The sequence below is a fragment of the Marinobacter vulgaris genome (genome assembly GCF_003344045.1).
In the GTDB taxonomy this organism is placed as follows: Bacteria; Pseudomonadota; Gammaproteobacteria; order Pseudomonadales; family Oleiphilaceae; genus Marinobacter; species Marinobacter vulgaris.
Genome location: NZ_QFWX01000003.1, coordinates 592,740 through 617,048, shown reverse-complemented (window position 1 = coordinate 617,048; position 24,309 = coordinate 592,740). Strand labels below are relative to the sequence as shown.

The 24,309-nt window shown below is 58.2% G+C and carries 20 protein-coding genes; 17 read left to right on the top strand and 3 right to left on the bottom strand.

The window, feature by feature from the left end:
* The first annotated feature begins 67 nt into the window (after positions 1–67).
* Entirely contained in the window at positions 68–1,045 is a 978-nt protein-coding gene (gene cysB / locus DIT71_RS09040; RefSeq protein WP_114612856.1) for an HTH-type transcriptional regulator CysB, read from the top strand.
* 67 nt (positions 1,046–1,112) lie between these two features.
* On the opposite strand, the gene DIT71_RS09035 is transcribed toward cysB, so the two are convergent.
* The gene (locus DIT71_RS09035) at positions 1,113–1,835 is read right to left on the bottom strand and encodes a phosphoadenylyl-sulfate reductase (protein ID WP_114612855.1); all 723 of its coding nucleotides are present in this window, start codon (positions 1,833–1,835) and stop codon (positions 1,113–1,115) included.
* A gap of 203 nt (positions 1,836–2,038) precedes the next feature.
* Here DIT71_RS09035 and thrH point away from each other — a divergent pair, with 203 nt between their 5' ends.
* Positions 2,039–2,650, top strand: a complete 612-nt coding sequence (thrH, locus tag DIT71_RS09030; RefSeq protein ID WP_114612854.1) for a bifunctional phosphoserine phosphatase/homoserine phosphotransferase ThrH — start codon at positions 2,039–2,041, stop codon at positions 2,648–2,650.
* Positions 2,651–2,714: 64 nt separating this feature from the next.
* Here the strand turns inward: thrH and DIT71_RS09025 are convergent, their stop codons facing one another.
* A complete protein-coding gene (locus DIT71_RS09025; protein WP_144114479.1) occupies positions 2,715–4,019 on the bottom strand; it encodes an anthranilate synthase component I family protein in 1,305 nt (434 codons plus the stop codon).
* Between the two features lie 174 nt (positions 4,020–4,193).
* Between DIT71_RS09025 and DIT71_RS09020 the strand changes: the two genes are divergently transcribed.
* The 10 genes from DIT71_RS09020 to DIT71_RS08975 all read left to right on the top strand — a co-directional run bounded on the left by DIT71_RS09020 (position 4,194) and on the right by DIT71_RS08975 (position 15,288).
* Positions 4,194–5,231: a DUF58 domain-containing protein gene (locus tag DIT71_RS09020; protein ID WP_114612852.1), complete on the top strand. Its 1,038-nt coding sequence runs from the start codon at positions 4,194–4,196 to the stop codon at positions 5,229–5,231.
* A complete protein-coding gene (locus DIT71_RS09015; protein ID WP_114612851.1) occupies positions 5,231–7,345 on the top strand; it encodes a transglutaminase family protein in 2,115 nt (704 codons plus the stop codon). The genes DIT71_RS09020 and DIT71_RS09015 overlap by 1 nt, the downstream gene beginning before the upstream one ends.
* A 17-nt stretch (positions 7,346–7,362) precedes the next feature.
* Positions 7,363–8,367: a DNA polymerase III subunit delta' gene (holB, locus tag DIT71_RS09010; RefSeq protein WP_114612850.1), complete on the top strand. Its 1,005-nt coding sequence runs from the start codon at positions 7,363–7,365 to the stop codon at positions 8,365–8,367.
* A 115-nt stretch (positions 8,368–8,482) separates the two neighbouring features.
* Positions 8,483–8,833 carry a PilZ domain-containing protein gene (locus tag DIT71_RS09005; RefSeq protein ID WP_008171779.1) on the top strand — a complete coding sequence of 117 codons (351 nt, stop codon included), beginning with the start codon at positions 8,483–8,485 and terminating at the stop codon, positions 8,831–8,833.
* A 74-nt stretch (positions 8,834–8,907) separates the two neighbouring features.
* Positions 8,908–9,759 carry an alpha/beta fold hydrolase gene (locus DIT71_RS09000; RefSeq protein WP_227538019.1) on the top strand — a complete coding sequence of 284 codons (852 nt, stop codon included), beginning with the start codon at positions 8,908–8,910 and terminating at the stop codon, positions 9,757–9,759.
* Between the two features lie 70 nt (positions 9,760–9,829).
* Entirely contained in the window at positions 9,830–10,651 is an 822-nt protein-coding gene (locus DIT71_RS08995) for a DUF4892 domain-containing protein (protein WP_227538018.1), read from the top strand.
* A gap of 4 nt (positions 10,652–10,655) precedes the next feature.
* Positions 10,656–11,867, top strand: coding sequence for a patatin-like phospholipase family protein (locus DIT71_RS08990; RefSeq protein ID WP_114612847.1), 1,212 nt, complete (start codon positions 10,656–10,658; stop codon positions 11,865–11,867).
* 60 nt (positions 11,868–11,927) lie between these two features.
* The gene (prmB, locus tag DIT71_RS08985) at positions 11,928–12,812 is read left to right on the top strand and encodes a 50S ribosomal protein L3 N(5)-glutamine methyltransferase (protein ID WP_114612846.1); all 885 of its coding nucleotides are present in this window, start codon (positions 11,928–11,930) and stop codon (positions 12,810–12,812) included.
* 24 nt (positions 12,813–12,836) lie between these two features.
* Positions 12,837–13,931 carry a chorismate synthase gene (gene aroC / locus DIT71_RS08980; RefSeq protein WP_114612845.1) on the top strand — a complete coding sequence of 365 codons (1,095 nt, stop codon included), beginning with the start codon at positions 12,837–12,839 and terminating at the stop codon, positions 13,929–13,931.
* Between the two features lie 217 nt (positions 13,932–14,148).
* Positions 14,149–15,288 (top strand): MFS transporter, encoded by a 1,140-nt coding sequence (locus tag DIT71_RS08975; protein WP_114612844.1) that lies wholly within the window; start codon positions 14,149–14,151, stop codon positions 15,286–15,288.
* A 6-nt stretch (positions 15,289–15,294) separates the two neighbouring features.
* On the opposite strand, the gene DIT71_RS08970 is transcribed toward DIT71_RS08975, so the two are convergent.
* Positions 15,295–16,161 (bottom strand): LysR family transcriptional regulator, encoded by an 867-nt coding sequence (locus DIT71_RS08970; RefSeq protein WP_114612843.1) that lies wholly within the window; start codon positions 16,159–16,161, stop codon positions 15,295–15,297.
* Between the two features lie 163 nt (positions 16,162–16,324).
* Between DIT71_RS08970 and leuC the strand changes: the two genes are divergently transcribed.
* The 5 genes from leuC (at position 16,325) to DIT71_RS08945 (ending at position 24,308) form a co-directional block, all read left to right on the top strand.
* Positions 16,325–17,743 carry a 3-isopropylmalate dehydratase large subunit gene (gene leuC / locus DIT71_RS08965; RefSeq protein WP_114612842.1) on the top strand — a complete coding sequence of 473 codons (1,419 nt, stop codon included), beginning with the start codon at positions 16,325–16,327 and terminating at the stop codon, positions 17,741–17,743.
* A gap of 17 nt (positions 17,744–17,760) precedes the next feature.
* Complete coding sequence (gene leuD / locus DIT71_RS08960; protein ID WP_114612841.1) at positions 17,761–18,414, top strand: 3-isopropylmalate dehydratase small subunit; 654 nt, start codon at positions 17,761–17,763, stop codon at positions 18,412–18,414.
* Positions 18,415–18,447: 33 nt separating this feature from the next.
* Positions 18,448–19,521, top strand: a complete 1,074-nt coding sequence (leuB, locus tag DIT71_RS08955) for a 3-isopropylmalate dehydrogenase (protein WP_114612840.1) — start codon at positions 18,448–18,450, stop codon at positions 19,519–19,521.
* A 119-nt stretch (positions 19,522–19,640) separates the two neighbouring features.
* Positions 19,641–20,756: an aspartate-semialdehyde dehydrogenase gene (gene asd, locus DIT71_RS08950; protein WP_114612839.1), complete on the top strand. Its 1,116-nt coding sequence runs from the start codon at positions 19,641–19,643 to the stop codon at positions 20,754–20,756.
* A gap of 390 nt (positions 20,757–21,146) precedes the next feature.
* On the top strand, positions 21,147–24,308 hold the full coding sequence (locus tag DIT71_RS08945; protein ID WP_114612838.1) for a FimV/HubP family polar landmark protein: 3,162 nt from the start codon (positions 21,147–21,149) through the stop codon (positions 24,306–24,308).
* Position 24,309 lies beyond the last annotated feature (1 nt).

The window sequence follows — 24,309 nt, the reverse complement described above, 5'->3', positions numbered from 1 at the left end:
TCCAATAATAACATCAGCATATACATGTCCCGGCTTTGACCGGGCCTTATGGGGAGCGACAGGGTAGATGAAATTACAACAGTTGCGCTATATCTGGGAAGTTGCGCACCATGATCTCAACGTATCCGCCACTGCTCAGAGCCTTTTTACTTCGCAGCCGGGAATATCCAAGCAGATCCGACTACTGGAAGATGAACTGGGCCTGGAAGTCTTTGCCCGCAGTGGCAAGCACCTGACACGTATTACCCCGGGCGGTGAGATCATTATCCGGGAAGCGGGGGAGATCCTGCGCCGGGTGGAAGGCATCAAGAAGATTGCCCAGGAGTTCAGTAACCAGCGCAAGGGCGACCTGAGCATTGCCACCACCCACACCCAGGCGCGGTATGCCTTGCCGCCGATCATCAGCGGATTCATCGAGTCCTATCCGGAGGTGTCCCTGCATATGCACCAGGGCACACCTATGCAGATTTCGGAGATGGCCGCCAACGGCGCCGTCGACTTTGCCATCGCCACCGAGGCCATGGAGCTGTTCAACGATCTGATCATGATGCCCTGCTACCGCTGGAACCGCAGCATCATCGTACCGAAGGATCATCCGCTGGCCCAGAAGTCAGAACTGACCCTGCCGGACCTGGCAGAGTTTCCTTTGGTGACCTACGTGTTTGGTTTTACCGGCCGCTCAAAACTCGATGAGGCGTTTCAGGCCTACGGGCTGATTCCGAAAGTGGTGTTCACCGCGGCCGATGCCGACGTCATCAAGACCTATGTAAGGCTGGGACTGGGGGTTGGCATCATCGCCAGCATGGCTTTCGATGAGAAGAGCGACCCTGACCTGGTGGCCCTGGACGCGAGCAAGCTGTTCCGTCCCAGTGTGACCCGCATCGGCTTCCGCAAGGGGACTTTCCTGCGGGGTTACATGTACGACTTTATCCAGCGGTTTGCGCCACACCTGACCCGCGAGCGGGTTGATGAGGCCGTTGCCCATCAGGGCAGCCGGGCGGAAATCGAGGCGCTGTTCAACGATATCGAGTTGCCCACCTATTAATACTTGATATGGGTAATCCGGGCCCAGGTAAAGAGAGAGTGGCCCGGGCTCTTAAAGAAGGCGGGAGTTATTCGCGGGCGATCAGGTTGCCGGCGTGCAGGCCACACTCTTTCTGGGTGGCTTCTTCCCACCACCAACGGCCTTCGCGCTCGTGCTGCCCAGGCAGGATGGCGCGGGTGCAGGGCTCACAACCGATGCTGACAAAGCCTTTTTCGTGCAGCTTGTTGTAGGGTGCCTCGGTCATGCGGATATAATCCCAGACGTCTTTTGAGCTCCAGTTCGCCAGTGGGTTGAACTTTACCAGTTGCCGGTCATCTGTGGAGAAGGCGTCGTCGATCTGTACCACGGGTACATCATTGCGGGTGCCCGGGCTCTGGTCCTTGCGCTGGCCGGTAATCCAGGCATCCACGGTGGATAGCTTTCTGCGTAGCGGGTTTACCTTGCGAATACCGCAGCACTCGGCGTGGCCATCCTCGTAAAAACTGAACATGCCCTTGCGGTTGACCAGGTCCTGCACTTCAGAGGCATCCGGAAACATCACCTCGATGTCGATACCGTAATGCTTGCGGACCCTCTCGATAAACTCATAGGTTTCCGGGTGCATGCGCGCAGTGTCCAGGGTGAAAACCTGAAGCCTGTCGGTCATTTTGTGGGCGAGCTCGATCAGGGCGACGTCTTCCGCGCCGCTGAAGGAGATCGCGATGTTATCGTACTTCGCCAGCGCGGCCTTGAGGATGGCTCTGGGGCTCTGGCCCTCAAGCTCCGTCTGTAGCTTTGAAATATCCGTCATTGAACGCATTACCTGGGGTGTAAATGTGTGATAAATCTATCATTAACAGGCTCTGGTCTGAAGGAATGCCGGAATATATCGTTATAGCCGCGCAGATCCACGATGCATTCAGCCCGTCTTTTTCATATCATACCGCCTGATTCCAATCCCCGGTGGCAATCGAACCGCCGGACTGACCAGCGTTCACTTATCAGGAGACCATTGTGGAACTCGCGTGCCTTGACCTTGAAGGAGTACTGATCCCGGAAATCTGGATCGCGTTTGCGGAAAAAACCGGCATTGAGGAGCTCAAGGCGACCACCCGTGACATCCCCGGTTACGACGTTTTGATGCAGCAGCGCCTGAGGCTGCTGGATCAGCACGGTTACGGCCTGCCCCAGATTCAGGAAGTGATTGGCGAGCTCGACCCCTTGCCCGGTGCCAGTGAGTTCCTCAACTGGCTGCGCGAACGCTTCCAGGTCGTGATTCTCTCGGACACCTTCTACGAATTTGCCATGCCGCTGATGAAAAAGCTGGGCTATCCGGCGTTACTCTGCCACAAGCTGGAAGTGAACGACGAGGGCAGGATCACCGATTACCTGCTGCGCCAGAGGGATCCCAAGCGCCAGTCGGTCCGTGCCTTCCAGCTGCTGAATTACCGGGTGATTGCAGCAGGTGACTCCTACAACGACACCACCATGCTGGGCCAGGCGGAAGCGGGCATTCTGTTTCATGCGCCGCAGAACGTGATTGAGGAATTTCCCCAGTTTCCAGCCGTGCATACCTTTGAAGAATTGAAAGCCGAGTTCCTGAAGGCCAGCAAGATACACAGCTGAGTGCCGTGACTATTCCGGGGTGGCGGCTGCCTCCCCGGTGTTCCTGCTCTGCTGCCGGTGCCGGCTAGAGAGCCTCCAGCACGTGCATCAGTTTCTGAACCTTGTCCACTGACTCCCGGTACTCATCATCCGGGTCTGAATCCGCGACGATGCCGCATCCCGCCCAGCAGTGAATCTGCCCCACTGAATCTGTCATCAGGGTACGGATAGCGATGTTGCTTTCCAGGTTGTTGGAGAAATCCCAGCGGAATACCGATCCACAGTAGGGCCCCCGACTGTGCTGCTCCAGACTGTCGATGATTTCCATCGCCCGCCGTTTGGGGGCACCGGTTATCGAACCGCCCGGGAACGCCGAGAGAAAGGCCCGGAACGGCGTGCAATCCGGCCGCAGCCTGCCTTCAACGGTACTGACCAGTTGATGAACATTCTCGTAGCTTTCGATGCTGAACAGTTGCGGCACCGAAACAGAAAAAGGCTCGCAGAATTTCGACAGGTCGTTGCGGATCAGATCCACGATCATCAGGTTTTCGGCGCGGTCTTTTTCTGCAGCGGCCAGCGAGTCTGCAATGCTTTGATCGTTTTCCGGGGACGTTAAATCCCGGGGTCGGGTGCCTTTTATGGGTTTGCTGACGACCTTTCGGCCCTGTTCAATGCTGAGAAATAATTCCGGCGAAATGCTGAGCACCTGGTAGGGTCCGGCGTTGACATACGCGGCGTAGGGCACGGGGACTGCGTCGCAAAGAGCCTGAAACGCGCAATAGGGCGAGCCTTGGTAGCTGCCGACGTATTTGTTGGACAGGTTGACCTGGTAGCAGTCGCCAGCGTAGATGTAGCGCAGTACCTCGGAGACGCCGTTCCGGTAATGCTCCGCGGATTGGTCGGCGGTAAAGCTCCTGCTTATTGAAAAAGGCGACGCGTAATCCGGGGCCTGATCAATGAGCGCGGCTATGCGTTCTCGCGTCTGGCTGTCGCAATCGCGGTGAAAATCCAGTCGGGGAGGTTCTTTGCCCGAGGTATCAAACGTCAGTTGCCAGAGGTAGAGGCCGATGTAACCGAAGTCCCCGGTGTCGGTTCTTAGGCGGCCGCAAAAGCCAGGCACTGTGAGATTGCCTGATTCATAAAACAGAGTGCCCATAATGCCGCCGGCTGTGGGCTGGTGTTCCCGGTGGGCATATTTATCCCAGGCTCTTTCAATCTCAATCGCGAGCTCCGAGAACGCAGGCTCATCCCGGGGCACCTGCCAACTCTTTACGGGAAAGGCGGTAACAATACGATGCTGCGTACTGGTATCGGTGTAATCGATAAACCCATGACGGCCGTTGATCTGTGAAACGAGGCGGGCCGCGTCTTGCGCTCTTAATATTCTCACGATGTTACATACTTACCGGAATCTTGCATGGGTTCGCCATAACCTGTGGGACAAGTCACCGTATTTTAAGGTAAAGGTGATCAGAATCCGAGTATTTACAGTTTTGACCTATAAAAGGCTGCCAACATGTTTATAGTTGGGCTCTGGTGAAACCGATTTTGTAACAGGGCATTTATGGTGAAGTTAATCCGCGACCGCTGGCAGCGCTGGGTGAATCGGCGGATTCCCAGATCTGACCAGCGGTCCTTCGGGCAGCGCAATATTTTCATTCTGCCTACGGGTGCGGGTGTTGTATTCGGCGTCCTGTTGCTGATCATGCTGATCACCGGCATCAACTATCAGAACAGCCTGATCTACCTTCTCACCTTTCTCCTGGGTGCGGTTGTGGTGGCGGCCATGCACCAGACCCACCGTAACCTGTCCGGGCTTGAGCTTGCTCTGATCCAGGCCGGAGAAGGCTTTGCCGGTGACCCTATCGCGTTTCGTCTGCGAGCCGTCTCACCGCGCCACGATACCCTTGCCCTGTCTCTTGCCTGCGATGACGAGGTTCTCAACCAGCAGCACATACCCTCCGGCCAGCAGGAGGACCTGACTCTGTCGGTTCCGTCACATCAGCGGGGTTACCTGCAGCCAGATCGGATTCTGGTGGAAACCCGCTTCCCGTTCGGGCTGTTCAGGGCATGGTCCTGGTTGCGGCCTGTTACCGCCGGCATTGTCTATCCCAGGCCGCTGTCGGCGCCGGAGATGGCCAATACCGTCCAGGACGGTGAGGAACAGTCGACATCCCGCTCGCTTGACGGTAACGATCACGCGGACATTCGGCCCTGGCGGGAAGGCGATATGAGCCAGCGAGTGCAGTGGAAACGCTTCGCGCGCACCGGAGAAATGGTCATAACGGACTGGGAAGGCGAGCAGGGCAGCCCTCACTGGCTGGATTACGACGCCTTTGTAGGCGTTGACCGGGAATTGCGTCTGGGCTATCTGGCGCATCAGGTGCTGGAGCGTTCGCGGAGCAACGGCCGTTTCGGGTTGAACCTGCCTGGGCAGGTGATTGAGCCTGAAACCGGGGCAGCACACACCAGCCGTTGCCTGAAGGCGCTGGCTGTTTTCGGCCTTGAACAGCCCCGGGGCGGGGAGTCATTAGCTTTCGGTACCCGGGCCGGTGAAGGCGCAGGATTGACGTCCCACGCCAGCGGGGAGGGCACGCTATAATGAAACGGTTGCGAGCCCGCAGTCTCTCCGTGGGTGCCTCCGACCGCATCGAGCTGGTATCGGGTAGAGCACTGGTGTGGCTGGTCGCCAGCTTTGCCCTGTTACTGTTGCCACAGTGGGACCGGTTGCCGGTCTGGCTCATCGCCAGCTGTGCGGCTTTGGCGGGCTGGCGCTGGCTGGCCCAATCGGGGCGCCTGAGATTACCCGGTAAGTGGCTTCGAAGCGGAATAATGCTGTTGCTGGTGGCCATTTATATTGCCACGGTCCAGGGGCGCTTCACGGTAGAGACAGCGTCGTCCTTTTTTGTGCTGGCGGTGGGCCTGAAATGGCTGGAGACCCGCTCGGTTCGGGATTTCTATGTGCTGTTTTTCATTCTGGTGTATCTGGCCACGGTCAATTTCCTGTTTCATCAGGAAATACACTGGGCGGTGATCAACCTGGCCGGCGTTGCGCTGTTGCTTGTGGGATTGCAGATTGTGAACGCCCCGGACATCCCCGGCGCCATGAAATCCGGCTGGCGGCGGCTGGGAATGATGCTGGTGAAAACCCTGCCGATTGTGGTGTTGCTGTTCGTGTTCTTTCCCCGCATGGCGCCGTTGTGGAGTGTGCCCCTGGTATCCGGTGAGGCGCGGACCGGTATCAGTGATTCCATGACCCCCGGCGATATCTCCAGCCTGGCCCAGAGCAGTGAACGGGCGTTCCGGGTAACGTTCGGGGGCCAGGCGCCTGCTTACCGGGATCGCTATTGGCGGGGGCTGATTCTCGACCGGCTTGAGGGTGACACCTGGCAACAGGGCGCCGGCAATCAGCTCCGCAGGCCCGGGCGGGTTGCCGTCGATGGCGGCGTGGGCGAGCTTGAGCCTAACCAGTATGACGTGCTGATGGAGCCCACCAATCAGACCTGGGCGTTCGCCCTTGAGGGATCCGAAGCCGTTTCCGATAACGTAAAGCGCGCCGAACAGGGGCTGTTCCGTTTTAACCGCCCGGCAGACAGCCCGGTCCGATACCGGATGGCACTCACTGAATCAGACCAGCGTGACCGGTTCAGTGCCATGCTTGACGACCCGCGGCGGTATCTCCAGCTACCCCGTACCGGCAATCCCAGAGCCCGGGCCTTTGCAGAGGATCTCGCCGGGCAGTATCAAGAGCCCGGAGCCGTTGTTCAGCACTTGCTAGACAGGTTCCGTCAGCAGGAGTATTTCTACACCCTGCGCCCACCGGCCATGCCGGATGACGGCATCGACGCCCTGCTGTTCGATGAAAAACGCGGGTTTTGTGCCCATTATGCCGGCGCCGCCACCTTTGTGCTTCGCGCCGCCGGTATACCCGCCCGGGTGGTGGTGGGCTACCAGGGTGGTGATTCCGGTGCCGATGACGAGTACCTGATCATTCGCCAGTATGACGCCCACGCCTGGGTGGAAGCCTGGCTGCCCGGCCAGGGCTGGGTACGCATGGATCCAACCGCTGCGATTGCGCCTGATAGAATCGAGTCCGGCCTGAGGGATGCCATGGCGGACGAGGGGTCCTTCCTGGAGAACGATTGGACCTCCCCCCAACGCTACGGTGATATGGCCGTGCTGCAGTGGGCGTCGTTGCAGCTGGATCTGATGAACTACCACTGGCAACGCTGGGTGGTGGGCTACCAGGGACAGTCCCAGATGGACCTGATGTCGCGGCTGCCCGGCGGCATCGGCCTGAGGGAATTGGGCTATATCACGGCCGGTATTCTGGGCGCCGGTTTGCTGCTGGCTGGCCTGATCACGGCGTGGCAGTACCGGCGTGTCGAAAGCCGCGATCCGTTCAGCCGCACTGTTAACCGCTGGTATCGCCTGTGTGACCGTGCAGGGGTGCCCGTTCGACATGGTGAAACGCCGTCACAGCTGGCATCAAGGCTCGGCCGGGCCAAACCCGCGGCGGCGGCCTCGGCAACCAGTTTTGCCCGCCTGGTCAACAAACATTACTATGGCGGGGATTCCGGAACCGAAAGCCGCGGCGAACTGGCCAGAATGAAACGGCTGCTGTCCACGATGAAACGACAGACTGACCGGCAATCAGAGGTTGACCGCCAACCCTCGGGCGTCTCGCAGGGGCAACCATTGAAGGTGAACGAGTGAACACATCCATAGCAACAATGGCCTGGCTGCGGGATAGCTGGGATAGGCTGATGCAGCGGATGACGGGAGGCCGACTGCCTCATGCACTGCTGGTAACCGGTGAGCACGGTGTCGGCAAGCGGCTGTTTGCCAACGCTCTGGCCGGGCTGCTTGTCTGTGATCGGCCGGACAGGGCGGAGGGTGCTCCCTGTGGCCGTTGCAAACAGTGCGAACTGGTCGCTGCCGGCACTCATCCGGATATCCGTGTGTACGCCCCGGAAAAATCCCGAATGATAAAGATCGACCAGATTCGCGCCCTGTCGGCGTTCGCCGTCGGGTCCCCTCAGGTGGCAGCGCGCAAGGTGGCCATTATTGACCGGGCTGATCAGCTCAACATCAATTCGGCCAACGCTCTGCTGAAGACGCTGGAGGAGCCGGCGGACGATGTCACACTGGTGTTGCTGCAGGAAAGTGGGCGGCCGGTGCTGCCAACCATTCGCTCACGCTGCCAGAGTTTGCTGATCGCGACCCCTGGCAGAGATCAGGCGGCCCATTGGCTTGCAGGGGCAGTGGAAGAGCTGGATGAGGGCAGCCGGCCCACGCCGGCACACTGTGAAAAGGCGCTTGGGCTTGCCGCCAACGCGCCACGCCTGGCTCTTGAGTACGCCACCGGTGATTTCATCAGGGTTCGCGATGAAGCGCTTGAGAACTTCCGTCGTTTCATGAAAGGCCAGCTTTCTGTTGCCGAAGCCGCAAAGCCCTTCAAAGCGATGGGCCTTGAAAGTGCCCTGTGGCTGTTTGAAGGATGGGCGGGGGATCTGGCCCGAATTGGTGCTGGCAGTGATCCAAGGGACGGCGACGCCGCAGAAATGCTGCGGTTCCTTGCCAGCCATAACCCGCCATGGCGTGCCCATGAAATCCTGGATGCAATCCATGAATCCCGTTCCGCGGGTGTCTACAATGTGAATCCTGAGCTGGAGACGGGACGGCTCCTGATGGCATGGCAAAAACTGATGCCTGTGCGCCGCCCAGCAGCGGGCTGATTGGCTTGTGGGGACTGGCTAGTCGGGTAGGGCAGTTTTGAATAACTACTGCTATGATTGCGGAATATCAGGAGTTTCAGACTCCGGTCATCAAAAAAAGAGATAGGTGTTTACTATGGGGCCCGGTTTTGGCGCGCGCAGTGGCATTCTTACCCTGACCATCAAGGACAAGGCCGTACTCTATGCGGCCTATATGCCCTATATCCGTCAGGGGGGTCTGTTTATACCCACACAGAAGCAGTATCAGCTCGGGGACGAGGTTTTCCTGCTGCTGAACCTGATGGATGAACCGGAGAAGATTCCGGTCGCCGGCAAGGTTATCTGGATTACCCCCAAAGGCGCCCAGGGTAATCGCGCGGCCGGTATTGGCGTGCAGTTCAACGGCGACGACGAAACCGCGCGCACCAAGATCGAATCCTATCTGGCGGGCTCATTGAGCTCTGACCGGCCCACCCACACCATGTAAGCGTTTCAATGAATGACACCGCTTTGGACACCCCAACCGATACCGGGGCCTCGTATCGGGAAATAAACTGGTCTTTGAACCATATCACCCTCGCGGGCCTGCACTGGCCTGCTGCCAGCACTCCCACTGACTGCCCCGTGCTGATGATTCACGGCTGGTTGGACAACGCCCTGTCATTTGCCCGATTGGCACCGGAACTGGGTGGTCACAGACATGTCTATGCACTGGATATGGCGGGACATGGTCACTCGGGGCATCGTCCCCCTGGCCAGGGCTACCAGTTAATGGACTATGTGGCCGATCTGGCGGAACTGGTCGAAATCCATTTCCGGGGCGCACCTGAAGGCCGGGTCGACCTGGTTGGCCACTCCCTCGGCGGTATTGTCAGTGTGCTTTTTGCGGCGGCGTTTCCGGAGCGGGTGCGCCGACTGGTAATGATCGATAGTCTTGGCCCCATCAGCCGCGAACCGGAAGAAGTGATCGGGCAGATGCGCAAGGCAATCACCAAACGAATGACAGGTTCCGGAAAACCGGTCGTATACCCTGACGTTGCGGCAGCGGCCAGGGCCCGGGAGGGAGGTATGATTCCGCTGTCGCCGCCGGCGGCCAGGATGCTGGTTGCCCGCAGTATGAAACAGTCGGGTGAGGGATTCGTGTGGCGGACAGATCCCCGTTTGCGGCATCCCTCAATGATTATGATGGACGAAGCACAGGTAACGGCTTGCCTGAAAAAGGTTGTTACCCCCACACGGTTTTTGCGTGCCGAGAAAGGGCTGCTTGCGAGCCGTCCGGAGCTGGGTTCACGAACAAACGCCATTGCAGAACTGGACCTGATCACCGTATCTGGTGGCCATCACTGCCATCTGGAAGGGGACATTGGGCCGGTTGTCGATGCAGTCAGAGGCTTTTTAGACGATGCAGAATAAATGCTTTTCGCAGTTAGTCAGGTTGGTTGCGGTTCTCCTGATGGGCGGCTCGGCTGTGGTGTCGGCCCAAATGCCCCCGCCGGAAGCTTTTCCCGAGGCCAATCTGGAGGAGGAAGTGACGATCGATTCTCCCGGGCACCTGATTCTTTTCAGCCCGGTCAGGGAAATCAATAATGAAATACGCTCAGCCAGTATGGCCCGGCTCCCGGTCAAGGGCGTCGGGCAGTTGTATGAGGTACAACGGGGCGCTAACCGTGAAGAAGCAAGAGATCATTACCTGCGGCAGCTGCAGGCGCGGGGGGCGCAGGTGCTGTTTGAGTGCTCCGGCCGTGCTTGCGGGCGCAGTAATGTCTGGGCAAACCAGATATTCGATCAATCCGAGCTGTATGGCCGCGACACCAATCAGGATTACCTGGTGGGAGGCTCAATCGATGAGAACGGGCAGCCCTGGGTGACCCTGGTTTACACGGTTACCCGGGGCAACAATCGGGAGTTCGTGTGGGTAGAGCATCTGGTGGCTCCCCAGGGTACCGGGATCCCCGGCCTGGGTAACGAGAGTGCCCGAATCAAGGGACCTATTATAGTGCACTGGCAAGGTGGTATTACCTTCCAGTTCGATTGGACCGCTGCTGATCGCCGTGTGATCAATGACTGGGCCGGGGAAGAGGGCGCCAGGGTTATTCTGACCGCCTATTCTGAATTGCAGGAAGACGAAAGCTTCGAGGAGTCTATGGAGCGCGCCGAGAAAGCGGCCGACTCCCTGGCTCAGGTGCTTGTTAAAAGCGGCATTTCCGAAAGCCTGCAGACGACTATTACGGTGGGGCCTGCGGTCGTCATACCCAATCCCGACCGCCAGGGCGATCGGGTTGAATTGATGGTGATTACGAGGTGAAGGGATGAGCAAGCCGACGGATTCCGCATCCCAGCAGCAGGACGAGAAGCCCAAAGACGCCATTTCGAACCTCGTCACCAGTACGGGCATCTCCGCGGCGCAGTCTTGCCGGGCGAACGAAGAACCTGCGTCCGGTGAAACGGGCAAGGGCAAAACCGTTGCCCTGGCGTTGGGTAGTGGCGGTGCCAGGGGCTATGCCCATATCGGCGCCATCGAGATACTGGTGGAGCGGGGCTACGACATTGTTGCCATTTCCGGTTGTTCCATGGGCGCGCTGATTGGTGGGGTGTTCGCCGCCGGAAAAATGAAGGATTACAAGGATTGGGTAACCGGTCTGGGGCAGTTTGACGTGCTGAAGCTGCTGGATGTCACCTTCAATTCCGTGGGCGCCATTCGTGGTGAGAAGATCTTTTCCGTGGTCCGGGAAATGATTGGTGATACCCGCATTGAAGACCTGCCGCTGGCCTACACCGCCGTTGCCACCGATCTGCTGGCCCACAAGGAGATCTGGTTCCAGGAAGGCCCGCTGGACCAGGCGATCCGCGCCTCCGTCGCCATCCCAAGTGTTGTCACGCCACTGGTGCTGAACGGGCGTGTATTGGTTGATGGCGCACTGCTGAATCCCTTACCCATTATTCCGACCATTTCCTCTCATGCGGACATGGTCGTGGCGGTCAACCTCAGCGGCGAGGATGACCGTAGCCGTCGCCTGCCGGATGCAGCGTTCGCAAACACCGCAGGCGATGGTGTAGAGCTTGATGAGTGGGTGGACAAGATCCGTGACAAGGCTTCCCGCTGGTTCGACTGGGACGCCATCAAGACCTTTACCGCACGCAAGGACTCTGTCCCGTCGGAGTCGCCGGAGGAAAAGATCAGCAAGGCGGTGGCCAAGAATGAAACGAAGAGTACGCCGGCGGCTATCAAGACGGAACCGGCCAAGAACAAGGATGATCACGAAACCATTGACTGGGACAAACTTGGCATTGGCAAGTTCGATGTAATGAACCTGACCATTGAAACCATGCAGAGCGCCCTGGTGCAGTACAAAATTGCCGGCTATCCGCCGGATCTGCTGGTCAATATCCCCAAGAACGCCGGTCGCAGCTATGACTATCACAAGGCGCCGGAATTAATCCAGCTGGGCCGCGAACGCATGTCTGCGGCCCTTGATCGTTACGAAGAAAACCTCAACAGCTCCGGGCCGCTGGCACTGTAATCATGGGCGTGGAAGCGTATAATTCCGGCCCTTTACCATTTCCGGACAGGAAGAGAGCTTGTGACCAGCCCGATTGACGACCTGCATACTGTCAGGGATTACCTGCGCTATGTATCCTCACGTTTTGCCGATTCGCCCCTTTTTTTTGGCCACGGCACCGACAATGTCTGGGACGAGTCAGTCCAGCTGGTTATGCGCAGCCTTCATCTGCCATTGGAAAACAACACTGTGTTTCTGGATGCACGCCTGACCCGGGATGAACGTCAACTGATTGTTGACCGCATGGAGCGCCGGATCAGCGAGCGGGTGCCTCTGGCCTATCTGCTTGGTGAGGCCTGGTTTATGGGACTTCCCTTTCACGTTGATGAGCGCGTGCTGGTGCCGAGGTCCCCGCTAGGGGAACTGATCGAGGGCGGTTTGCAGCCGTGGCTGGGGCAACATCCCGTTGGCAGAGTGCTGGATCTGTGCACCGGCAGCGGTTGTATCGGTATCGCGGCCGCCACCGTGTTTGACGAAGCAGAGGTGGACCTGTCGGATATTTCGCCTGATGCCCTGGAGGTAGCAGAGGCAAACATCGAGTATCATGATGTTGGCGACCGTGTCAGAACCGTTCGTTCGGATGTGTTTGACGGCATTGAGGGTCGTTACGATGTCATCCTCAGCAATCCTCCCTACGTAGATGCTGAAGACATAGCGGATATGCCGACGGAATACAGCCACGAACCGGAACTGGGCCTGGCCGCCGGCGGTGACGGACTGGACATTGCCCACAGGATTCTGGCAGGTGCAGCGAAGCACCTGAACCCGGGTGGCCTGTTGATTGTTGAGGTCGGCAACAGCTGGCCGGCGCTGCAGGAAGCGTATCCGGATATGCCTTTTACCTGGCTGGAATTTGAAAATGGCGGTGACGGCGTGTTCCTGCTGACTGCTGAAGATCTTTGTTAAAAACCTTGGATAAGATACTGAATCATGTCGGGAAATAGTTTCGGAAAATTGTTTACGGTTACCAGCTTTGGCGAGAGTCATGGCGCCGCTTTGGGCTGCATTATCGATGGTTGCCCCCCGGGGCTGGAACTGTCGGTAGAGGACATGCAACGGGATCTTGATCGCCGCAAACCCGGCACGTCACGGCACACGACCCAGCGCCGTGAAGCGGACGAGGTCAAGATTCTGTCCGGTGTGTTTGAAGGTAAAACCACCGGCACGCCCATTGGCCTGGTGATCGAAAACACCGACCAGCGCTCCAAGGACTACTCAAAGATTTCCGAGCAGTTCCGTCCCGCTCACGCTGATTACACCTACATGCATAAATACGGTGTGCGTGACTATCGCGGTGGCGGCCGCTCCTCAGCGCGGGAAACGGCCATGCGCGTGGCGGCTGGCGCGGTGGCGCGTAAGTTCCTCGAACAGCGACTGGGTATCAGGATCCGCGGCTACCTGTCCCAGCTTGGCCCCATAAAGATCGAAAAGCTGGACTGGGACCAGGTCCATGAAAACCCGTTTTTCTGTCCTGATGCAGACAAGGTTCCGGAGATGGAAGCCTACATGGATGCTCTGCGCAAAGAAGGTAACTCCATTGGTGCCCGTATCAATGTGGTAGCCGAGGGCGTGCCCCCCGGTTTGGGTGAGCCCGTATTCGACCGCCTGGATGCGGACCTGGCCCACGCCCTGATGAGCATTAACGCGGTCAAGGGTGTGGAAATCGGTGCCGGTTTTGGCTGCATTGATCAGAAAGGCACCGAACACCGGGATGAGCTGACTCCCGAGGGGTTTCTGTCGAACCATGCCGGTGGCGTGCTGGGCGGTATTTCGTCCGGGCAACCGATTCTGGCGAGTATGGCGCTGAAACCGACCTCGAGTTTGCGGTTGTCGGGGCGCAGTATTGATGTGCACGGCAATCCGGTGGAGGTGATTACCACCGGCCGGCACGATCCCTGTGTGGGTATCCGGGCCACGCCGATTGCGGAGGCAATGATGGCCATCGTGCTGATGGACCATTACCTGCGCCATCGCGGTCAGAACGGAGATGTTTCTGTCTCTACCCCGGACATAGGCCAGGCCTGATTTATCAACACTCGTAGGTCGGATTAGCCAAAGGCGTAGTCCGACAATTAGACGGCCAAAAGCGGTGCCTGCCACGAAGAACAGGGCCATTCAAAACACGCCACGTAAATACTTCCATGTAGGGCTCGGTCGCGCCATCCCTGGCGCTCCACGGTTTTGAATGGCCCCGTCCTCCGTGGCGATTGAACCTCTGTGATAACTCTCTGGAGAATTCGTTATCTACTGGCGCCTTTCCAACCTCTACTTCTGGTTCTTCGCCCTCCTCGGGGGCTTGCTGCCGTACTGGTCGCTGTATCTTGAAGACCGGGGGTTTTCCTACCTTCAGATCGCCACGTTGATGGCCACAATCCAGCTCACCAAGATTATCGCCCCTAATGTGTGGGGCTGGCTGGGTGACAAAACCGGACAGCGGGTCCGTTTGGTTCGGTTCGGGGCGATTACCGGGTCACTGTTTTTCATCGGGGTGTTCCTGGAGCCGGGATTTTACGGGCTTCTGTTGGTGATGCTGGCGTTTACGTTTTTCTGGAATGCGATTCTTCCGCTGTATGAGGTCATAACCCTGCGTTCGCTGGGTAGCCAGCGCGATAAATACGGCAAGGTCCGGCTTTGGGGCTCCGTGGGATTTATCGGGGCCGTGGCGTTAGTGGGCGGGATTCTGGAGCTGGTGCCGATTAGCCTGTTGCCGTGGTTATTGTTGCCGGTGTTTGCAGGGATTGCGGTGTCTGCGTTTCTGGTGCCGTCGGAGCGGGGCGAGCGCAAGCCGCCGGCGCCCAAGGGCAGTCTGAAGGCCATCGTGACGCACCCGGCGGTAGTGACGTTTTTTCTGATGAATTTCCTGCTGCAGGTATCTCACGGGGCCTATTACACCTTTTTCAGTATCCACCTGGCGCAGCACGGTTACGGCAAGCTGGCGATCGGGCTGCTGTGGTCGCTGGGGGTGCTGGCAGAGATTGGGCTGTTTCTGGTGATGCACCGGTTGACGCGGAATTTCACAGTGCGGCAGATTGCGATCGGGGCCCTGGCTCTGACGATGATTCGGTGGGTGTTAATTGCGGAAATGACTGATGTGTTGGCGGTTCTGATTTTCGCGCAACTGCTGCACGCTGCTTCCTACGGCGCACTCCATGCCATTTCGGTGCAGTACATCCAGGGATTCTTTGGGCGACACCATCACGGTCAGGGGCAGGCGTTGTATAGCGGGCTCACCTTCGGCGCTGGTGGTGCGATTGGCGCCTGGATGTCGGGCTTTCTGGTGGACGGTTTCAGTACCTCGGCCGCTTTTTGGGGTGGGGCGATTGCCATGGCTATTGCCATTGTCATCACCTGGCGGGGGCTGAGGCCGCCGCCGGAGCATTAACCGGCGCTACTGCAGTTCGGATGCGATATCCAGCAATGCCCGGGCCTGTGGGCTCAGCGACCGGCCTTTCAATCCCACGCCGCCGAGGATACGGCTGACGGAGTGGGGCACGGACAGTACGGTCAAGGAGTCGTCCACCATGCTCACTGGCAACACACTCCAGCCCAGCCCGACACTGGCCATCATCTTGATGGTTTCCAGATAGTTGGTGGGCATCTGGATTTTCAATGCGAGTCCGGCGTCGAGAAACAGTCGGCTGATGGTGCGATAGGTCGCAGTTCCTGCTTCCGGCAGCAGGGCATCATACCGGGAAAGGTCCTCGAGCCCCGGGTTGTCCAGCATGGCCAGCGGGTGCTCCGGCGATACCACGAAAGCCATGGCATCCTCCCAGCGCACATACACCTCGAAGGCCTGATCCATACTTTCGCTTAAGGTCACAAACGCCAGCTCCGCCGTACGTTTGCGCATCTGCCCGAAGGCACCTTCGGAGTCCATGAACTGCAGCTCCAGCGACACCTCCGGATAATCCCGGTTCAGCCGCCGCAACCAGGCCGGCAGGTGGTGCAGGCCGATGTGGTGGCTGGCAATGACCGACAGCGGCCCGGAAACCGCCCCTTCGCGATCCGACAGTGCCTGGCGGGCGTTATGAACCTCATCAAGAATCCGTCGCGCATGGGGCAGCAGGCGCGCGCCCGCATCGGTCAGCCGTACCTGCCGGTTGCTCCGGTCAATCAGCTTTGTGCCCAGCTGGTTTTCCAGCGCAGCCAGCCGTTTGCTTATTGCAGGCTGAGTCAGGTGGAGCAGCTCTGCAGCGTCTGAAAATGATTCCTGGTCCACGATGGTCAGGAACGCCTTGAGTGCGTTTGCGTCCATTTGTGATGACCTCGATAGGGTGTTCAGTGGCAGGTTGGCCCGAGCCTAATATGACATAAAGGAATGCGCAACATAAAAAACATGAATTGAGGTTATCCAGAGGTAAGCGGTAAGATAGACCCATAGTGGTAAAACCAGAAACCCCCAGAGAGTGAGAGAGAACATGGCGGGCAAGACCTTATACGACAAATTGTGGGACGACCATCTCGTCAAGCAGCGGGATGACGGCTCGGCGTTGATATACATCGACCGGCACCTGCTTCACGAGGTGACCTCACCACAGGCTTTCGAGGGCCTCCGTCTGGCAGGGCGCAAACCCTGGCGGCTGGATGCCAACCTGGCTACGCCGGATCACAACGTACCGACAACGGACCGTGCTCGCGGTGTGGAAGGCATCGTCGACCCGGTGTCGCGGATTCAGGTCGAGACCCTGGACAAAAACTGCGACGAGTTCGGGATTCTTGAGTTCAAGATCAAGGATCAGCGCCAGGGCATCGTGCATGTGATCGGGCCGGAGCAGGGCGCAACGCTGCCGGGTATGAGTATCGTGTGTGGCGATTCTCACACCTCTACCCACGGGGCCTTCGGCTGTCTGGCTCATGGTATTGGTACGTCCGAAGTCGAGCACGTTCTGGCGACCCAGTGCCTGGTCCAGCAGAAGATGAAGAACATGCTGGTGAAGGTGAATGGCAAGCTCGGGCCTGGCGTGACTGGGAAGGACGTTGTACTGGCTATCATCGGCAAAATTGGTACCGCTGGCGGCACAGGCCACGCCATCGAGTTTGGTGGTGAGGCGATTCGTAACCTGTCCATGGAAGCCCGCATGACCATCTGCAACATGTCCATTGAGGCTGGCGCCCGGGTGGGCATGGTAGCGGTCGACCAGACCACCATTGATTACGTGAAAGACCGCCCGTTCGCGCCAAAAGGCGAGATGCGAAACCGCGCGATCGAATACTGGAAGACCCTCCATAGCGATGACGATGCGGTGTTCGACAAGGTGGTGGAGCTGGAAGGTTCCGAGATTATGCCACAGGTAAGCTGGGGCACATCTCCGGAGATGGTCGCCGGTGTGGGTGGCCACGTGCCGGACCCTGAGGCGGAAGCGGATCCTATCAAGCGGGAAGGCATTGTTCGCGCCCTGAAATACATGGGCCTGAAGCCGAATATGCCGATTACCGAGATCAAGCTGGACCGTGTGTTCATTGGTTCCTGCACCAACAGCCGCATCGAAGACCTTCGCGAGGCCGCGGCGGTGGTAAAAGGCCGCAAGGTGTCGCCTCTGCTGAAGCAGGCCATGGTGGTGCCCGGCTCCGGCCTGGTGAAAGTCCAGGCGGAGCAGGAAGGACTCGACAGGATTTTTCTCGAGGCGGGCCTGGAATGGCGCGATCCGGGGTGCTCCATGTGTCTGGCCATGAACGCCGATAAGCTGGGGCAGGGAGAGCATTGTGCGTCGACCTCCAACCGCAACTTTGAAGGCCGTCAGGGCTTTGGTGGCCGGACGCACCTGGTGAGCCCGGCGATGGCAGCTGCAGCGGCGATCAATGGTCACTTTGTTGATGTCCGCGAGATGATGAACTGATCCACAGGAGAGACACGATGCGAGCGTTAAAGCAACACAAGGGCATTGTTGCCCCCATGGACCGGTCCAATGTGGATACGGACATGATTATTCCGAAGCAGTTTCTGAAGTCGATCAAGCGCACCGGATTCGGCCCTAATCTGTTTGATGAACTGCGGTACCTGGACGAGGGCAAGCCCGACCAGGATTCTTCGCAGCGGCCGATCAACCCGGACTTCGTGCTTAACCAGGACCGCTACAAGAACGCCAGCGTGCTGCTGGCGCGGCGCAACTTTGGCTGTGGATCCAGCCGTGAGCACGCCCCGTGGGCGCTGGAAGATTTTGGCTTTCGCGTTATCATAGCGCCCAGTTTCGCCGATATCTTCTATAACAACTGTTTTAAGAATGGCTTGTTACCCATTGTTCTGGAAGAGCAAATTGTTGATCAGCTTTTCCAGGAGGCGGAAGCGGAAGAAGGCTACCAGCTGGCCATTGACCTGGAGGCAAAAACCGTTACCACGCCGTCCGGTGAGACGTTCGGTTTCGAGGTAGATGATTTTCGCCGCCATTGCTTGCTCAATGGTCTGGATGACATCGGCGTGACGCTGGAGGATGCGGGGGTGATCAAGGCCTATGAAGCATCACGGCGGGAAACCGCGCCCTGGCTGTTCAGCGCCGACCAAAACCTGTAATCCGACAACGTAGTAAAATATCAAGGAAACACTATGTCCCGATCTATCCTGATGCTCCCTGGCGACGGCATCGGCCCGGAAATTGTTGCTGAGGCGGAAAAGGTCCTGCACAAAGTTAATGAGAAATTTAGCCTCGGGCTGCACTTCCAGTCCGCCCTGGTCGGTGGCGCAGCGATTGAGGAATGTGATACGCCGCTGCCCGACGATACCCTGGACAAGGCCCGCAAGGCGGACGCCATTCTGCTCGGTGCTGTCGGCGGGCCGCAGTGGGACAGCCGTCCCATGGCAAGTCGTCCGGAGAAGGGCTTGCTGGGGCTGCGTTCCAATCTTGAGCTGTTCGCCAATCTGCGCCCTGCGATTCTGTATCCCCAGCTGGCCTCGGCGTCATCACTGAAGCCGGAAGTGGTATCCGGCCTCGATATCATGATTGTTCGTGAACTGACCGGTGGTATCTATTTCGGTCAGCCTCGCGGGGTGCGTGAATTGGAGAACGGGGAGCGCCAGGGTTACAACACCTACGCTTACACCGAATCGGAAATTCGTCGTATCGGGCGGGTGGCTTTCGAGGCTGCCCAGCAAAGGGGCAAAAAGCTGTGCTCCGTCGACAAGGCGAACGTGCTGGAAGTTACTGTTCTGTGGCGTGAAATCATGGAAGACCTGCGTAGGGAATATCCGGATGTGGAGCTCTCCCACATGTACGTTGATAATGCAGCCATGCAACTGGTCCGGGCGCCCAAGCAGTTCGATGTGATTGTGACTGGCAACATGTTTGGTGATATTCTTTCGGACGAAGCAGCCATGCTGACCGGGTCCATCGGGATGCTGCCGTCCGCTTCTCTGAATTCCGAGAAGCAGGGCATGTACGAGCCATGTCATGGTTCCGCGCCTGATATTGCGGGCCAGGGCATAGCCAATCCACTGGCGACCATTCTCAGTGGAGCGATGATGCTGCGCTACAGTCTTGGCGAGGAAAAAGCCGCCGAGGCAATTGAGGCTGCAGTCAGCAAGGTGCTTGATCAGGGCCTGAGGACGGCGGATATCATGTCCTCCGAGGGCCGGAAGGTATCGACCCGGGAGATGGGGGACGCGGTTCTGGCCGCGCTCTGAGCCCGGTAATATTTTGAGACCCGACGACAACGCGACGCTGTTGTCGCGGGATCATCCATCCTGTCCCTGCCAGCGATAAAGGCAGAGGGCGGGCATAAAACGAGGTTCAAAGGTCGCACATGAAGCGAGTTGGACTTATTGGCTGGCGCGGTATGGTGGGCTCTGTCCTCATGCAGCGCATGCGTGAAGAAAATGATTTTGCGGATATCGAACCAATCTTCTTTACCACCTCCCAGGCGGGCAAGCCGGCTCCGGATGTTGGCAAGGAAGGCGTACCTGCGCTGCAGGATGCGTTCGACATCGACACCCTGAAAACCCTCGACGTGGTGGTGACTTGCCAGGGCGGTGATTACACCGGCGCTGTCTATCAGAAACTGCGTGATGCCGGATGGCAGGGCTACTGGATTGATGCCGCCTCCACATTGAGGATGGTCGATCACTCGGTGATCGTTCTGGATCCGGTCAATCGCAACGTGATTGATGATGCTCTGGCAAAGGGCGTAAAAGATTACGTCGGTGGTAACTGTACCGTCAGCCTGATGATGCTGGCCCTTGGTGGTCTGCTGGAGCAGGACCTGATCGAGTGGGTTTCCCCCATGACCTACCAGGCAGCCTCCGGCTCAGGCGCGCAGAACATGCGTGAACTGCTGAACCAGATGGGTGAGCTCAACAATGCCGTCAGTGACGAGTTGGCAGACCCGTCATCTGCCATTCTCGAGATTGACCGCAAGGTCACAGATACCATGCGCTCTGATGGCTTTCCCACCGAGCACTTTGAGGTGCCGCTGGCAGGCAGCCTGATTCCGTTTATCGACAAGCAACTCGATAACGGTATGAGCAAGGAAGAATGGAAAGCCGGCGTCGAGACCAACAAGATCCTCGGTCGCAGCGACAACCCCATTCCCATTGATGGCATTTGCGTTCGCATTGGCGCCATGCGGTCCCACAGCCAGGCACTGACGATCAAGCTGAAAAAAGATCTGCCGGTCGACGAAATCGAGTCGATACTGGCGCAGGCCAACGACTGGGTTAAGGTGATACCCAACGAACGTGACGCCACCATCCAGGAACTGACACCTGCGAAGGTGACCGGAACCCTGAGTGTGCCCATCGGTCGCATTCGCAAGCTTGCTATGGGCCCCGAGTACATCTCGGCCTTTACAGTAGGTGACCAGTTGCTGTGGGGCGCGGCTGAGCCACTGCGGCGAATGCTTCGCATCCTTCAGGAGAAGTAAAAGGATCCACAGCGGGCAAAATTATGCCAACTGTGTCCGGTTTCAGAGAACCGGTCAGGGGCGGAGGCTGAAATATGCCCCCGCCCCTGTTATTTTCGGAAGCGCTTTGTAAATGTCCTGCCCCTGTTGGCCCTGCAGAAAGGCACTTTTGGGGATCAGGCCAGCCGGATGGTCCATCGGTAACAATATGTTACTGAATATATGTAAAGAAATGGTCCAAGGACTGCGGCTTATTGATTGATTAAAGACCTGTTATCAACAATACTTGCCGGGCCGAATATTAAAAACATTACATAATAACGATAGTAATCAAGACGGAAGTCATCCAACCTCGTCCGATATCTGTTCGCATGAACAGTAACGAATAACGGAGACTGGTAAGGAAAAAGCATGAAGGTACGCAAGCTTGCGGTTGCTCTGGCTCTGGCGGGAGGGCTCGGTTCCGGCGTCGCACAGGCCCTGGGTCTGGGAGAGATTGAGTTACAGTCCTATCTGAATGAGCCTTTGGATGCAGAGATCAATCTGCGTAAAACCGAGGGAGTTGACCCCGGTGATGTGTTTGTAAACATTGCTCCCGATTCAGCTTATGAAAGGGTTGGTATCGATCGGAACTATTTCCTTACCAAACTGAATTTCCAGGTGACCACCGCAAGCGATGGCAACCTGGTGGTCAATGTGACATCCCGCGAACCACTACGGGAGCCCTATCTCAATTTCCTGCTGGAAGTGACTTGGCCCAATGGCCGTCTGATGCGGGAATACGCTGTTCTGGTTGATCCGCCAGTCTACGCAGAGGAATCCGGGGTGCGGGAACAGATTTCCGCGCCTGCCACGACCGAGGCATCGCAGCCCCCACGGCAGCAAACGCAACCCCGAACCCAGGCAAGGTCGCAGGAGCCCCAGCGCACCACCACGCAGCGTGCGCGTACCTTTGGGCCAACCGGACCGTCAGACACTCTCTGGACCATCGCTGTCAGCGTACGCCCCGACAGCAGCCTGTCTACGCAACAGGTGATGCTGGCCCTGCAGGATCTCAATCCGGATGCCTTTATGGCCGGTAATATCAACCGTCTGAAGCGGGGTGAGGTGCTGCGTGTGCCTGATGTTGAGGACGTTCGCCGCCGCACCCGGGCCGAAGCCAGCAGGCAGGTGGCGATCCAGAACGAGGAATTCTCGAACCCGGAGCGCACCGTTGACGCCACGGAAACCCAGGTGGCGTCGAATCAGGCCCCGCAGAGTGGAGCCGGCGGCGATGAGTTGAGGCTGCTGGCCAGTGATGACACTGGCAGCCGCGATGCTGATGAAGGTGGCTCTGCAGGCGGAGACGGTGACACAGCCGGTGGCGTGGATGCCGGCTCTGCGGTTGCCATGGAGGAGCTGGAAAGCGCTCGCCGTGAAAACGAGGAACTTACCGGCCGTGTTGACGATCTGCAGGAGCAGGTTGAAACACTGCAGCGGCTGCTGGAACTCAAGAATACCCAGCTTGCGGAAATTCAGCAGGTGGAAAGCGAGGCAGACGGCGAACAGCCCGCTGACCAGCCTGATGAAGAAACGCTGGCAGAGCAGGTGGCAGGGGACGACCCTGAGGCCAGTGACGATTCCGCAACGGATATGGCCCAAGCGGACGCGGGTACGTCCGACGCGGCTGAAACCGACACCGGAGCGGCTGACTCCGCTGCGGAAGACCAGGTGGCCGCTGTCGATGCCGACCTTGCGGATGAGTCCGCCACAGACCAGGACACTGCCATGGCAGAACAAGATCCTGCTGTGGGCGAGTCGGCAACTGAGATGTCGACCACTGACGGTGACCGCGAACAAGAGGCAGACGTTGCAGCAGCGCCGTCTTCCCAGCAGCCGGATCAGCAGCCCACGACGCCACCGGCCCAGCCTGACAAAGGCTTCCCGGACAATATCATCGGCGCCATCACCAACAACCCCATGTATCAGATTGCCCTGGGCGGTGGTCTTATCGTATTGCTGTTACTGCTGCTGTTGCTGGCCCGTCGTAACGCCAACCGCGAAAAGGCGTTTTATGATCAGCTCAACAGCGAAACCGGGGATGAGACGGATTCGTTCGACCTGACGCTGGATGACGACGAAGGCGCCATGGCATCGGACGGGGATGCGCTAGCGGAAGCGGACGCCTACATTGCTTATGGCCGCATGGATCAGGCCGCTCAGTCACTCGAGACAGCGATCTCCCGAGAGCCGAGCCGCAGTGATCTGCGCCTGAAGCTTTTGGGTGTCTATGCAGATATGCAGGACCGGGCTTCGTTCGATAAACAGCTGAGTGAAGTTGAGGCCCTTGGTGACGAGGAGGCCGTTGCCGAAGCTCATCGGTTGCAGTCGCGTCTCGAAGAAACCGAGTCCATGCCCAGCATCGACGATCTTGAGTCGCAGCTCAGATCCGACTCCTTTGAGACTGGCGGCCAATCATCCGAAGACCGAGCAGAGGCTCTCGAGGAAGACAGCCTGTCCGATGAGTTTGCTGCTGATCGGTACGAATCCCGTCCAGACGACGTCGAGGAAGACGAGTTTGGCAGTCTGGAGACGGACTTCTCTGAGCTGGACCTCGATGAGCCGCACGAGGCAGGTGTTGACCGGGAGCCCGGTCCCGACGACATGGTTGAATATGACCTGTCTGGCATTGAGTCCTCCGCGGACGACACTGACGAGCTTGCGGAAGAGGTAACAAACAGGGCTCAGCCCGATGATCTGGACGATGAACCTTTCGATTTCACCCTGGAGGATGAGATCACGGAAGAGCCTACCGAAGAGGTTGCAAAAGAAGGTAAGGATGAAGATCTGAGCCTTGACTTCGGTGACTTTGAAACCGAAACCGCAGAATCCACGGAAACCGCGCCAGAAGGTGAAGAGCTGGAGAAAAGCGACCTTGATTCGCTGGATGAGTCGTTTCTTGATGAGCTGGATGCCGAGCTGGACAAGGTTGCCAGCGACGACATGTCCGTTGAGAGTGACGAGAACGCACTGGATGATCTGGAGCTTGATGTGTCCGACGATGATCTGGCACTGATGGAGGAATTTGCCGATTCCGGTGATTCTGCGGGTACGGAAGGTCTGGATGTTGAAGAGGTAGGCGCCGAAGCGGAAGAAGACTCAGCATCACTCGACGAGGACCTCGGTCTTGAGGATGCCCTGAGCGGTGAAGAGCCGGCGGATCCCGAAGAGGCAGTAGCCGGTGCGGAAGCCGTTGAAGATGAGTTTCCGGAACTGACCGACGACGATCTTGTCAGTGCGTTTGAGACCGAGCAATCTGCCGACGACGCCGGAGAGCCGCCGGTGGCCTCGGACTCCTCCTCTGCCGGTGCTCCCTCAAGGGTGGCTGACATTGATGAGTCCGATCTCGGTGATGACGACGATTTCGATTTCCTGTCGGGAACCGATGAGGCATCAACCAAGCTCGATCTGGCGAGGGCCTATGTGGAGATGGGCGATGTTGACGGAGCCCGGGACATCCTGGAGGAGGTTGCACTGGAAGGAGACGAGGGTCAGAAAGTCGAAGCTCAGGATCTCCTTAAAAATCTGTCCTGAT